The organism is Janthinobacterium sp. HH104 (genome assembly GCF_001758715.1).
GTDB classification, from domain to species: domain Bacteria; phylum Pseudomonadota; class Gammaproteobacteria; order Burkholderiales; family Burkholderiaceae_D; genus Janthinobacterium; species Janthinobacterium aestuarii.
Genome location: NZ_LRIB01000035.1, coordinates 117,757 through 130,692, shown reverse-complemented (window position 1 = coordinate 130,692; position 12,936 = coordinate 117,757). Strand labels below are relative to the sequence as shown.

The 12,936-nt window shown below is 62.2% G+C and carries 9 protein-coding genes; 3 read left to right on the top strand and 6 right to left on the bottom strand.

The window, feature by feature from the left end:
* Nucleotides 1-35: 35 nt before the first annotated feature.
* Nucleotides 36-2,498: an SEL1-like repeat protein gene (locus JAB6_RS15470; protein WP_070303528.1), complete on the top strand. Its 2,463-nt coding sequence runs from the start codon at nucleotides 36-38 to the stop codon at nucleotides 2,496-2,498.
* Here the strand turns inward: JAB6_RS15470 and JAB6_RS15465 are convergent.
* The 4 genes from JAB6_RS15465 to JAB6_RS15450 are packed head-to-tail and all read right to left on the bottom strand — an operon-like array spanning nucleotide 2,495 to nucleotide 5,149.
* Nucleotides 2,495-3,142 (bottom strand): FABP family protein, encoded by a 648-nt coding sequence (locus tag JAB6_RS15465; protein ID WP_070303527.1) that lies wholly within the window; start codon nucleotides 3,140-3,142, stop codon nucleotides 2,495-2,497. The genes JAB6_RS15470 and JAB6_RS15465 overlap by 4 nt on opposite strands.
* A gap of 59 nt (nucleotides 3,143-3,201) precedes the next feature.
* The gene (locus tag JAB6_RS15460; RefSeq protein WP_070303526.1) at nucleotides 3,202-3,726 is read right to left on the bottom strand and encodes a hypothetical protein; all 525 of its coding nucleotides are present in this window, start codon (nucleotides 3,724-3,726) and stop codon (nucleotides 3,202-3,204) included.
* A 2-nt stretch (nucleotides 3,727-3,728) separates the two neighbouring features.
* Nucleotides 3,729-4,532, bottom strand: a complete 804-nt coding sequence (gene map, locus JAB6_RS15455) for a type I methionyl aminopeptidase (RefSeq protein WP_051991081.1) — start codon at nucleotides 4,530-4,532, stop codon at nucleotides 3,729-3,731.
* A gap of 17 nt (nucleotides 4,533-4,549) precedes the next feature.
* A complete protein-coding gene (locus JAB6_RS15450; protein ID WP_034750636.1) occupies nucleotides 4,550-5,149 on the bottom strand; it encodes a TetR/AcrR family transcriptional regulator in 600 nt (199 codons plus the stop codon).
* Nucleotides 5,150-5,273: 124 nt separating this feature from the next.
* Here JAB6_RS15450 and JAB6_RS15445 point away from each other — a divergent pair, with 124 nt between their 5' ends.
* Both JAB6_RS15445 and JAB6_RS15440 read left to right on the top strand, forming a co-directional pair.
* Nucleotides 5,274-6,788 (top strand): AMP nucleosidase, encoded by a 1,515-nt coding sequence (locus tag JAB6_RS15445; RefSeq protein WP_034750639.1) that lies wholly within the window; start codon nucleotides 5,274-5,276, stop codon nucleotides 6,786-6,788.
* A 411-nt stretch (nucleotides 6,789-7,199) separates the two neighbouring features.
* Complete coding sequence (locus JAB6_RS15440) at nucleotides 7,200-9,725, top strand: TonB-dependent receptor (RefSeq protein ID WP_070303525.1); 2,526 nt, start codon at nucleotides 7,200-7,202, stop codon at nucleotides 9,723-9,725.
* Between the two features lie 132 nt (nucleotides 9,726-9,857).
* On the opposite strand, the gene JAB6_RS15435 is transcribed toward JAB6_RS15440, so the two are convergent.
* Together JAB6_RS15435 and JAB6_RS15430 are read right to left on the bottom strand one after the other, a co-directional pair.
* Entirely contained in the window at nucleotides 9,858-10,328 is a 471-nt protein-coding gene (locus JAB6_RS15435) for a DUF1854 domain-containing protein (RefSeq protein WP_034750645.1), read from the bottom strand.
* Between the two features lie 2 nt (nucleotides 10,329-10,330).
* Complete coding sequence (locus JAB6_RS15430; RefSeq protein ID WP_080698525.1) at nucleotides 10,331-12,601, bottom strand: ABC transporter ATP-binding protein; 2,271 nt, start codon at nucleotides 12,599-12,601, stop codon at nucleotides 10,331-10,333.
* Between the last annotated feature and the right edge of the window lie 335 nt (nucleotides 12,602-12,936).

Below are 12,936 nucleotides of genomic sequence, written 5' to 3'. Positions count from 1 at the left end.
ATTCAAACATCTTTCCAGAGAGCAAAAGGACGCGCATGAACCCCAGCACCGAGACGGCCACCGATACCCAAGGCAACGAGGACATGCCCCAGGCATCAGCAACGGCCGTGACGGCGCCAGCGCCCCTCAAGCTCGACAAGGAAGAGATACCGACGGTGCTGGGCAAGCTGCGCACCCTGGTGCAGGACAAGACGCGTTTCGAACCGCACGACATCACGCCGCTGGACGAAGAAGACGTGCTGCAGGAGTTTTCGCTGCAAGCGAACTACGCGCTCGAGGCGCGCTTCGAGCAGCGCGTCATCAATGGCTATTTCACGCCAGCGGGCAATGACTGCCGCTGTGGCTCCCACGAGGTGGGAGCGCTCGCTCACGCGCAGGAGAAGGAACGGCTGCGCCGCGCGGCGAGCAGGCTCGACAATGCCTTGCGCCAGGCGGGCCAGGCCTACAACGGCGTCGAGGCGGGCGTCTACCTGCCGCACGCCGTCAAGTACTGGCACCTCGATACCTGCAACAACTGCACCGGCAGCGGCCGCATCAACTGCCACACCTGCTACGGCGCGACGACGGAAACATGCTGGAACTGCCACGGCGGGCGCACCGTCAGCTGCGACGCGTATGGCTGCTACGGCAGCGGCAAGGTGTCGTGCTCGTATTGCAGCGGCAGCGGCACGGTCTCCGAACAAGTCACCGACTACATCACGGTGCAAGTGCCCACTACCACCTACAGCAACGGCAGCTCGCACACCAGCTACCACAGCGAGACGCGGCCCCAATACCGCACCGAGTACCGCTCTTGCTACCATTGCAGCTACGGCAAGGTCAGCTGTAACACTTGCCACGGTTCCGGCAACATCAATTGCGGCACCTGCCGCGCCAGCGGCAAGGTCACGTGCCGCACCTGCAGCGGCGTGGGCGACTTGCGCTGCAACCCGTGCGGCGGTTCCGGCAAGGTGGGCAAGGCGGCCTGGGTCGACGTGCATGTGACGCCCGGCTACAGCGTCAGCCTGCCCAAGCAGGCGCCCGACGATGCGCGCCGCATCCGCGACAAGGAGAGCGTGCACTCACTGGCAGCCATTGCCAGCAGCCTGGCCCTGGCGAAAGTGAGCATTTACAATGAAGACCAGCCGCAGGAAGTCGACGCCCTGTATGCGGCCAAGCTGCGCATCGTGCGCCTCGATGCATCGTGCAACGCGGAAAAGCACCACCTGGTCGCATACGGTACGGACTTGCGCTGGCTGACCCTGGACGACATCGTGGAAAAGCTGCTGCGCGGCGACCTCAAGGCGCTCAGCGACGCGCTGGCCGGCAGCGCCGACGACGGCCTGTTCTCGGCCCACGTGCAAGGTTTGCTGACGCCGCTGCGCGACGTGGCCGCCTCGGAACTGAACTCGGACGTGATCGAGTCCGTCCTCAGCGGCGACGCGGATCACGCGCACGTCGATGTCGTCTCCGCCGACTATGCCAACAATGTACGTACCTGCGTGCTCGGCGCCCTGCGCCAGGTCTACACGCGGCTGGCCAAACAATTCTGGTGGAAAAGCGCGCTGGCCGCGCTGGCCGCCGCCATCGCCACCTGGTTCTTCGCCGGGCGCGGTGCGGCCGCCGTCGCAGGCTTGCTCGTCACGGGCGCCGGCTACTGGCTGTTCAACCGCAAGGTGAAAGCCGTGCTGAGCGAAGCGCTGGGCGGCGAGCGGCAAGCCGAACGGGCCATGGGCATCGCCGGCAAGGGCCGCCGCAACCAGCTGGCGCAAGTGCTGATCCTCGCGCCCGCGAGCGTGGCCGTGCTGGCCGCCAGCTATGGCTTGCCCGTGCGTGTGCGCCCGGCGGCTCCACCGCCGCAAACGGCCATCGCGTCGGCGCCCATCGCGCCCCATGCGCCAGCCGTTGTGCCGGCAGATGCGAGCAGCGCCAAGGCCGTCAAGCTGTACGAAAATGGCGACAAGGTGCAGGCGCTGGCCATGCTGGAAAGCCTGGTCGGCAAGGGCGACGCCGGCGCGTATGGCCTGTATGGCTGGATGCTGCTGATGGGCGAAGGCAAGCCGGGCCCCATCACGGCGCCAACGGCGCAGCAGCGCGAAGCGCGCCAGGTGGCCGCCAAGCCCCTGATCGGCAAGGGCCTCGTGAAAAACGACAGCTATGCGCTGGCGGCGAAAGGCGTGATGCTGGCCGAAGGCTGGCAGGAACCGCGCAACATGGCGCGCGGCCTCGACTTGCTGAAACAGGCCGCGAACAAGGGCAATGCGCAAGCCATGCACTTATTGGGCCTGTACCACGTGCGCGGCTACCAGATTCCCGTCAACCACAAGGAAGCGCGCAAATGGTTCACCCTCGCCGCCGACAAGGGCAGCGCGGGCGACATCTACAACCTGGGACTGATGGACTGGGAAGGCGCGGGCTTGAAACGCCCCGACCGCGCCAGCGCCATGCAGCGCTGGAAGATAGCGGCCGCCATGGGCGAGGAGCGCGCGATCAAGGCGGTGGCGCAAGGCAAACCTTAAGCTGCCGCCGCCAGTGCCTGCAAGGCCATCGGGTTCGGCGTCGGCTCGGCGATTTTCGTCAGCAGGTTGCGGTCCGTGTGGTGGAACGGTTCGTCCTTGCCGCGGATGAGCATGACCGTGTCCTCGTCGTAGCCCCACGTGCCATCGGGGTGGATATCGACCTTGATCCGATATTCGACGGTGGTGAACGCATGTTCGAGGAAGGGGTTCGAGCAGATGCCGTACGCCGTCGAATCGCGCTTGGCCACCAGTTCGAAACTGGTGGCGTCCGCCGTCGCCGTGCCGGACGCCATGGCGATCTGGCCACGCGGAATGGCCAGGGTCTGGATCACGGCGCCCGTGGCCGGCTCCCACAGCCAGTAGCCCACCTGCTCATGGTACGTTTTGACTTGATCCGGCTTGGTGATGTGGATGTAGTAGCGCAAGCCGTAGAACAGTTGCGGGCCGTTGGTGACGGGGTCGATCGGCTGCAGTTCGATGCGCTCGACGAAGGCCTGCTTGCGCGGGCCGTCCGCTTTCGGCTTGACGTCCAGGCCGCGCGTGCCCGTCCAGATGCCGGCCATGCCCGTCAAGGGGCCCAGGTTGTTCAGGGTATGCACGTCGGCGGACGGCTCGGTGTAGATATCTTCGGGAAAATCGCTCATGCGGAAGTCTTCAAAATGGGGCAACAGTGCTTGCCGCCATTGTAAGACGCAGGGCACTCTCAGGGAAAGAGCGCGATGTGGCGTTCGATGAACAGCAGAGCGGCGGCTGCCAGCGCGGGGCGCTGCGCTTCGAACACCGTTTCGTCGCGCGTTTGCAGCAGATTGGCGGCCACCTCGGGCAGGTACAATGCGCCGGCGATGATCGCCGCCACCGCGTCGATATTCGCGTACAGGGCGCTGTCGTAGCCTTCCCAGTCCACATAGGCCAGCCATTCGGCCAGCATCACCATGCCGGCGACGGGCGGCGCCAGGGCCGCGATGCGCTCCGCGCGCAGCACGCTGTCGCTGCCGATGCCTTCCTGCTGCAGCACGGCCAGCGCCACGTGCTGCAGCGCGTCTTCCGGATCGCGCCGGTACTTGTTCAGCAGACGCTGCGTCAGCGTATAACATTCGGCATCGATGCCGCGCAAGGCGGCCGCCACGTCGCCATCGTGCAACGCCAGGTGGCGCGCCGCGCAAGCGACATCCACGCCGGCTTTCGCGGCGACAATATCGGTGAGCTGCTGCCGGCGCGCGTCATCCATGCTTACACCAGCGGCTCGGTCGAACCGGTCAGGGTAAAGATTTCAAAGCCCGTTTCCGTCACGGCCAGCGAGTGCTCGAACTGCGCCGACAGCGAGCGGTCCTTCGTCACCGTCGTCCATTTGTCGGGCAAGACCTTGACCTGGTAGCTGCCCACGTTGAGCATCGGTTCGATCGTGAAGATCATGCCCGGTTCCAGCACGATGCCCGTGCCGGCGCGGCCGTAATGCAGCACTTGCGGCGTGTCGTGGAAGACCTGGCCCACGCCATGGCCGCAGAAGTCGCGCACGGAGGAAAAGCCCTGCGCCTTGGCTACCGCTTCGATGGCGGCGCCCACGTCGCCGAGGGTCGCGCCGGGACGCACGGTGTGGATACCGGCCATCATGGCGTCATACGCCGTGTTGACGAGGCGGTTGGCCAGGATGGAGACGGCGCCCACCTTGAAGGTGCGGCTGGTGTCGCCGAACCAGCCGTTGAACTTCGGCGTCACGTCGATGTTGAGGATGTCGCCCACTTTGAGGATCTTGGTCTCGGACGGGATGCCGTGCGTGACCACGTTATTGACGGAGATGCAGCTGGCGTGCTTGTAGCCGTGGTAGTCGATGGTGCCGGGGATGGCGCCGGCCGCGCGCATGAATTCTTCGCACAGGGCGTCGAGCTTGGCCGTCGAGACGCCCGGCTTCACGAAAGGCGCGATGTAGTCGAGCGTGTCGGCGGCGATGCGGCCGGCCGCGCGCATGCCGATGAAACCTTCTTCGTCGTGCAGCGGGATTTTCTTGCCGTGTTCAAGCTGGGTGGAATAGCGCATGGGGATTCTTTTCTTTGTTAGTGTGAAGTGGTATGGGCGGCCCAGCCGCGCACGGCGTCGTGCGAGGCGCGCAGCATGGCGTCGACGCTGGCCGGTATCGGCCGCTCCTGGGTCAGGTAAGGCTTGACGACGGCCACGGGCGCATCGATCAGCACGAATTTGAGCAGCATGTGATCGAGGTCAAGCTCCGCGGTGGCGGGCATGGCTTCGGCGCATCGGACAAAGCAGGCGTCGAGCGCGGCCTGCTCCTCTTCCACGGCGGCCAGCAATTCCTCGCTGAGGCCACTGTTGAAATCGGGGCTATCCGCGCATTGCAGCAGGAAGCGCGCATATACGGGCTTGCGCCGGCACCAGTCCAGCAAGCCATGCACGCCGGCCCAGGTGTCGCCGCCGAGCCAGCGGCTGGCCACTTCCTCGCGGAAGTCGCTTTTTACGCGCAGCCACGCGCGCGCCAGGATGGCGTTGCGCGAATCGAAGCGGTGATACACGGAGCCGATGGGCGCGCCGGCCTTGACGGCGATGGCGGCCATCGAGACGGCGCCCACGCCGCACTGGGCGGCGACGGCGATCGCGCTGTCGATGAAGTTGTTTTCGTTGAATTTAGCTAGTCTGACCATTCAAATAGAATACAGATTCTATTTGAATTCGTCAAGCACCCAACCATGGACCCACACGAGCGGCAACACGACTGGCCCTGCTGCCTTACAATGGTATGCACGAACCGCCACAAGGAGAATCCGCTTGCTTACGCCCCCCTTCATCGCCTCCTCCCGCTTCGACGATCCACGCCTGGCGCTGGAACAGGTGCAAGCCATTTACCGCAGCAGCATCGAACACTTGCGCGATGCGCTGCAGCGCTTTGTCGCCGGCGAAGACATGCACGAACGTGTGCGTGCCTGCTACCCCTTCGTGCGCATCCAGACGGACACCGTGGCGCGCGCCGACTCGCCGCTGGCCTACGGTTTTGTCGCCGGCCCCGGTGTGTTTGAAACCACCTTGACGCGCCCCGACCTGTTCGGCGATTACTACCTGGACCAGTTCACCCTGCTGCTGAAAAACCATAACAGCGGCCAGAAAGTGCACCTGGAAGTGGGCGTGAGCGCCCAGCCCATCCCCGTGCATTTCTCGTTCGCCGAGCATGACCATATCGAAGGCAATATGGATGCGGGCCGCCGCCTGGCCATGCGCGACCTGTTCGACCTGCCCGACCTGTCGGCCATGGACGACGGCATCGCCAACGGCACGCACGAACCGGCGCATGGCGAAGCGCAGCCGCTGTCGCTGTTCACGGGACCGCGCGTCGATTATTCGCTGCAGCGCTTGCGCCATTACAGCGGCACGTCGCCGCAGCACTTCCAGAACTTCGTCCTGTTCACCAATTACCAGTTCTACATCGACGAATTCATCCGCCTGGGCCACGCCATGATGGACCGCGCGCCCGATGCGGCCGCGCCCTCGGACGACGACGGCTACATCGCCTTTGTCGAACCGGGCAACGTGGTCACGCGCCGGGTCGGCCAGACGGTCGAAAGCGAGGATGCGCTGGGCGCCGCGCCGCCGCGCCTGCCGCAGATGCCCGCCTACCATTTGCTGCGCGCGGACGGCAGCGGCATCACCATGGTCAATATCGGCGTGGGACCGGCCAATGCGAAGACCATCACCGACCATATCGCCGTGCTGCGTCCGCACGCCTGGCTGATGCTCGGTCATTGCGCCGGCTTGCGCACCACGCAAAGCCTGGGCGACTACGTGCTGGCGCATGCGTATGTACGTGAAGACCACGTGCTCGACGAAGACTTGCCGCTGTGGGTGCCGATCCCGCCGCTGGCGGAAATCCAGCAGGCGCTGCAAACGGCCGTGGCGGAAATCACCCAGCTGACGGGGCATGACTTGAAACACATCATGCGCACGGGAACCGTGGCCAGCACGGACAACCGCAACTGGGAATTGCTGCCGCAGCGCACGCCGGAGCGCCGTTTCAGCCAGAGCCGCGCCATCGCGCTGGATATGGAGAGCGCGACGATCGCCGCCAACGGCTTCCGTTTCCGCGTCCCCTACGGCACCCTGCTGTGCGTGAGCGACAAGCCGCTGCACGGCGAAATCAAGCTGCCCGGCATGGCCAATCACTTCTACCGCGAGCGCGTCGACCAGCATCTGCGCATCGGCATCCGTGCCGTGGAACTGCTGCGCCGCCAGGGCGTGGACAGGCTGCACAGCCGGAAATTGCGCAGCTTTGCGGAAGTGGCGTTTCAGTAACAAGCGCCTTTCCCAGCGCCAGCCGCCCCTGCCGGGCGGCTTTTTTTTGTCCTGCTGCCCGCCTTGTTCACCCCCGACATTGTCACAAAAAAACCACAGCTGTCTAGACAGGCGATCAGCAAAGACCAAACTTTCAATGATAATTGAACATAATTGCAAATTTAATTTATTTAACAATTGAAATTTAATACTTTCCTGCTTGCCACAAATAAAATTCATCCACCTTCATTCTGCCTCGTGCCATGCACCTGAACAAATACCCGGCAGTTCTTGACAGTCAAGATCAAAAAATGGTCTGATGAATTGCAAATTTAAAATACTAAATTTGTAAACATAGTCATTTTGAAAATACTTTCAAATAGCTACATAAAACCCTAAGGAAACTAAAGTTTCCTAGTTGGAGGATGGACAATGATTGAAAAGAAATTGAGCAAATCCTTGCGCATGATGTTTGCCGGCACTTTGGTCATGAGCGCAGGTTTCATGCACCAGGCCGTCCAGGCGCAGGAAGCCAAGGCTGGCGAGGAAAAAGTGCAGCGTGTGGTCGTCACCGGTTCCGCCATCAAGCGCGTGGATGCCGAAACGGCCGCACCGGTGGAAATCTACAGCAAGAAAGATATCGAGCGCACGGGCGCCACCAGCGTCGCTGAACTGGTGCGCAACCTGGCTTCCATCGACATCAATGACCAGGGCGAACTGAGCGCCAGCTCGCCTTCCGGTTCCGGCACCACCAACATCAAGATGCGCGGCTTGAGCGAACGCAACGTGCTGATCCTGTTGAACGGCCGCCGCCTGCCGACCAATGCGCTGGCTGACGGTTCGGGCGCGGGCGCCGCGGTCGACGTCAACGCCATCCCGCTGAGCGCGCTGGAACGCATTGAAATCCTGAAGGATGGCGGTTCGGCCATTTATGGCGCCGATGCCGTTGCCGGCGTGATGAACTTCATCACCAAAAAGAATTACCAGGGCCTGGAAGCGAAAACCAGCTACGGCCAAAGCTCGCGCTCGGACGCAAAGGAAAAGACGGCCAACCTCGTGTACGGTTTTGGCGACTATGACACCCAGGGCTTCAACGTGCTGGCTACGGTCGACATCTTCAAGCGCGATCCGATCTACCGCAAGGACCGCGACCTGACCCGTTCGGCCGACTTCCGCCGCTTTGGCGGCCCGGATGGCCGCAGTGGCTATCATCCTAGCGGCAATATCGTCGGCGGCGGCACCCTGGTGCCATGCCCACCTGACGATTTGAGCGACGGTTCCTGCCGTTTCGACGTCAACAAGACCTTGCTGACCTCGACCAACGGCGCCGACCGCGCCAGCGGCATGCTGATCGGCAGCCTGAAAATCAGCGACAGCATTCGCGCGTTCGCGGAATTTACCTATTCCGAAAGCAAGGATGACTTCTCGTCCCAGCCTGCGCCAGGCAACTTCAAGGTCGGCAACCAGACCGTTGCCGGCCGCTTCATGCAAATGGGCCCGCGCCAGACCAACCGCAAGGGCACGATGACCCAGTTCTCGACGGGCCTGGAAGGCACGACGCGCGGCATCGACTGGGACGTCGCCATCGGCAAGGGCGTGAGCAAGGCTACCAACCGCGATTCGAACTACGCACACTACGACCTGTTCAACGAAGCGATCGAGAATGGCACGATCAACCCGACCCGCACCGACAACCCGCAGGCCGCCGTCGACAAGATTCGCCTCACGCCTACGCGCGCCGGCAAGTCGGAACTGACCTTCTTCAACGCCAAGGCATCGGCGCCGATCATGGACATGGCAGGCGGCGCGATGGCTTACGCCGTCGGCGTGTCGTACAACAAGGAAACGCTGAGCGACCAGCCCGACCAGAACCAGATCGATGGCCTGGTCTTCGGCAGCATCCAGCAGGCTGCCGTCAAGGCGGACCGCAATTCCAAGGGCATCTTTGGCGAACTGTCGATTCCATTCCTGAAAAACGTCGAAGCGCAAGTGGCCGTGCGCTACGACGACATCTCGAATGTCGGCAGCAAAACCAGCCCGAAACTGGCCTTGCGCTATCAGCCCCTGAACAACCTGATGTTCCGTGGTTCGTATGCGGGCAGCTACTTGGCGCCATCGCTGAAACAGATGTATGGCGGCGTCGATGCGGGCGCCTATACGACGAATGACAAGGAAATCTGCGATGCATTCCCTTCGATCGCCGGCAACTGCAAAAACTTCGCCTACTACCAGGTCTCCGGCTCCAACAAGGACTTGAAACCTGAAACGGGCAAGACCTACAACCTGGGCATGGTGTTCTCGCCAGTGAACTCGCTGACGGTCAGCATCGACTACTTCAAGATCGACAAGAAGAACGAGATCGGCACCCTGACGGAAACCAAGGCGATCGAGCGCGGCAATGTCGAAATCAAGAACGGCGACGCACGCATCCTGCTGAACAACCAGAACCTGGCCACCACCGAAGTACGCGGTTTCGATACGGACCTGCGCTACACCTCGCCGCAAACGATGTTCGGCAAATTCACGATCCGCAATGCGTCCACCATCTACACCCGCATGGAAACGCAGGATACGGAAACCGATCCGGTGCAAAGCACGCTGAAGACGTTCATGAATCCGAAGTACCGCAACACGTTCACTGCCAGCCTGGAAAAGGACAATATGTCCGGCTCCCTGGTCATCCGTACGACGGGCGACATGATCGACTCGGACTTGCGCCGCGACGAAATCAAGCCGGGCACCCGCACGATTCCTTCGCACACGGAAGTGGATCTGACTGGCCAGTACGTGGCGATGCAAAACCTGACCTTCACGGCCGGCATCAAGAACCTGTTCGACAAGATGCCACCGTTTAGCGCGATGGGCGCCGGCAACCAGTACGGCACCCTGGGCTTTGCCCAGCTGTACAACGTGCGCGGCCGTTACTTCTACATCGGCGCAGGCTACAAGTTCATGTAATGCAGCGCCATCCCGGCGGCCTGAAATGGTTGCCGGTGCTACCCACGAAAGCCGCACTCCTGTGCGGCTTTTTCATGCCCGGCAGACGAAAAAAAACCGCTGCAGGCAGCGGTTTTCAAGGTAGGGAAACGCTTACAGGAAACGGTCGAGTATCTTGCGCGTCGTCTTGTCGATATTGAACATGTCGCGTATCAGAAAGTGGATGCCGTGGTTATCGGCGATCAGGAGCGACGTGGCGCCGATGCGGCGGATGTCTTCCTCGCCTTTCAGCACGAATTGCGTCTCGCCCCGGTCCGTGTCCACGTACCACGTGCACGGCGTGGCGAAGCTGCTCACGCTTTTCACGCGCGCGATCTCGGGCATGAATTCGCGCCCTTCCAGCTCTTCCTGCAGCAGGCTGCGCGCCGGTTCCGGCAAGGCGTCGAGGCGGTCGATCCACGCGACTTCCTTGCCATTGCCCAGCACCAGCGAAATGCCTTCGTCGGGCGACTGGATGGGGAAGGCGCGCACGGGCGCCACGCCTTCAAAGACCTGGCCGTCCGCGTCCGTCATCACCAGCTTGCCGAAGGTGTCGCGGCTTAATGTAAAAGTTGTACTGGCCATGCTTATTCCTTGTCATCCAGGGCGAGTTCGTTGTTGCGCGCCTGTGCTTCGTAGAGGCGGAAATAGGCGCCCTCTTTCGCCATCAGTTCATCGTGACTGCCCACTTCGACGACCTGGCCGCGGTCCAGCACCACCAGGCGGTCGGCGCGGTGCAAGGTTGACAGCCTGTGCGCGATGGCGATCGTCGTACGGCCCTGCACCAGGTTGTCGAGCGCCTTTTGAATCTCTTTTTCCGTTTCCGAGTCCACCGACGATGTCGCTTCATCCATGATCAGGATGCGCGGGTCGATCAGCAGTGCGCGGGCGATCGAGATGCGCTGGCGTTCGCCGCCGGACAAGCCTTGGCCACGCTCGCCCACCATCGAATCGTAGCCTTGCGGCAGGCGCAGAATGAATTCGTGCGCATGCGCGGCGCGCGCGGCGGCGATGATGTCCTGGCGCGTCGCGTGCGGCTTGCCGTAGGCGATGTTTTCCGCGATGGTACCGAAGAACAGGAACGGCTCCTGCAGCACCAGGCCGATATTGCGCCGGTAGTCGGACACGGCGAACGAGCGGATGTCGACGCCGTCGAGCAGGATCGCGCCTTCCGACACGTCGTAGAAACGGCAGATCAGGTTGACCAGGGTGCTCTTGCCCGAGCCGCTGTGGCCCACCAGACCGATCATCTCGCCCGCCTTGATGTTCAGGGTGATGCCGCGGTTGACGGCCCGGTTGCCATAGCGGAAACCGACTTCGCGCAGGTCGATCCTGCCTTCGATCTTGTCCAGTTTCACGGGCTGCGCCGGTTCCGGCACGCTCGACACGTGGTCGAGGATGTCGAAGATGCGCTTGGCGGCCGACGCCGATTTCTGCGTCACGGAGACGATGCGGCTCATCGAGTCGAGACGGCCATAGAAACGCGTGCTGTAGGCGATGAAGGCGGTCAGCACGCCGACGGTGATTTCGCCGCGCGACAGCTGCCAGATGCCGAAGCACCAGATGACCAATAAACCCATCTCCGTCAGGAAGGACACGGTCGGCGAGAACAGCGACCAGACCTTGTTCAGTTTATCGTTGACGGCCAGGTTGTGCGCATTGGCGTCGCGGAAGCGGGCCGCTTCGCGTTTTTCCTGCGCAAACGCCTTCACCACGCGGATGCCGGGAATCGTATCGGCCAGCACGTTGGTCACTTCGCTCCACACGCGGTCGATCTTTTCAAAGCCCGTGCGCAAGCGGTCGCGCACCAGGTGGATCATCCAGGCGATGAAGGGCAATGGCGCCAGGGTCATGATGGCCAGCCACGGATTCATCGACCACAGGATCACACCCGTCATGATGATCATCAGCACGTCGGAAGCGAAATCGAGCAGATGCAGCGACAGGAAGACGCAGATGCGGTCGCTGCCGCTGCCGATGCGCGCCATCAGGTCGCCCGTGCGCTTGCCGCCAAAGAATTCCAGCGACAGTTTCATCAGGTGTTCATACGTGGCCGAGCGCAAATCGGCGCCCATGCGTTCGGACACCAGGGCCAGCACATAGGTCTTGCCCCAGCCCAGCAGCCAGGCCAGCAGGGCCGAACCGAGCAAGCCGCTCATGTAATACACGACCAGCCACGGGTCGATATGCTTGCCGTTTTGATACGGGATCAGCACATTGTCCATCAGCGGCGCCGTCAGATACGGTGGAATCATGTGCGCGGCCGTGCTCAGCAGCATCAGCATGAAGCCCAGGGCCAGCTGGCCACGGTAGGGATGGGCGAAGCGCCACAGGCGGAACAGGGTCCAGGTCGATGGCGGCGTGTGCAGCACCTTGGCGCAGATCGGGCATTCTTCCTGTTCCGGCTCCAAAGGCGCCTTGCAGCTGGGGCACACTTCCTGCTCCGCTTCCAGCACGGGCTGGCCCGTCAGGTGGCTGTCGAGGCGCTCGACGAACTGTTCCAGCACGCGGATCGCATGCAGGTTCTGGCCCAGGGTAAAACGCCACGACGCCAGGCGGCCGTGGTCGTCAAACAGTTCCAGGTGGCCGACGCCCGCGTGGTCGTGGTGCGTCAGGCGCAATCCGTGGCGGAAAGACCAACTTTTCCAGGTGGTATCGCCCGGCGAACGGGCCAGCAAACGCTTCTCGGTGACAACTATTATGCCTTTTGTGAAACGTAATCGCGCATCGAGGTCAACCTCAACGCTACTTAAAACGTTCTCCCCTGGAGAAAGGTTGCTCTCCACTTCCGCCAGCCAGTGTTCCGGCAGCGATGTGAGGGGAATAGTTGTTGCAGGAACACTCAGTTCAGTTGTCATCGTAAAGCATACTCCGGCTCGAGGCCAAGCCCTTCAGGGCGGGATTTGGGGGATGGGGCAGACGCCCGATCAATGTTTGTGTACTGCGCGATGGCGAGGTGGATGCACCAGTGGCAATTTCCTGTATTGTATCGAATGGATGCCTGCCGGTAAGGAATGATGGCAAAACGGCGCAAAAAAATCAGCGTCCGTCGTACGGGAGCAAGTATACAACAGCCCGCTGTTGCGCAAATGCTCCAGCTTTAAGCAGAGTCGGTATCTTTATAACAAGTATGGCAACAATTAGTAACAATTAGAATGACAACACCAGCAGAATAAGGGCAGCAAACGCGACA

Bases quoted from the DNA above. Each gene is read 5' to 3' on its own strand.
- JAB6_RS15450 (WP_034750636.1), bottom strand. From the start codon at position 5,149: ATGGTCAGACTAGCTAAATTCAACGAAAACAACTTCATCGACAGCGCG.
- JAB6_RS15460 (WP_070303526.1), bottom strand. From the start codon at position 3,726: ATGGATGACGCGCGCCGGCAGCAGCTCACCGATATTGTCGCCGCGAAA.
- JAB6_RS15440 (WP_070303525.1), top strand. From the start codon at position 7,200: ATGATTGAAAAGAAATTGAGCAAATCCTTGCGCATGATGTTTGCCGGC.
- map (WP_051991081.1), bottom strand. From the start codon at position 4,532: ATGCGCTATTCCACCCAGCTTGAACACGGCAAGAAAATCCCGCTGCAC.
- JAB6_RS15470 (WP_070303528.1), top strand. From the start codon at position 36: ATGAACCCCAGCACCGAGACGGCCACCGATACCCAAGGCAACGAGGAC.
- JAB6_RS15465 (WP_070303527.1), bottom strand. From the start codon at position 3,142: ATGAGCGATTTTCCCGAAGATATCTACACCGAGCCGTCCGCCGACGTG.
- JAB6_RS15430 (WP_080698525.1), bottom strand. From the start codon at position 12,601: ATGACAACTGAACTGAGTGTTCCTGCAACAACTATTCCCCTCACATCG.
- JAB6_RS15435 (WP_034750645.1), bottom strand. From the start codon at position 10,328: ATGGCCAGTACAACTTTTACATTAAGCCGCGACACCTTCGGCAAGCTG.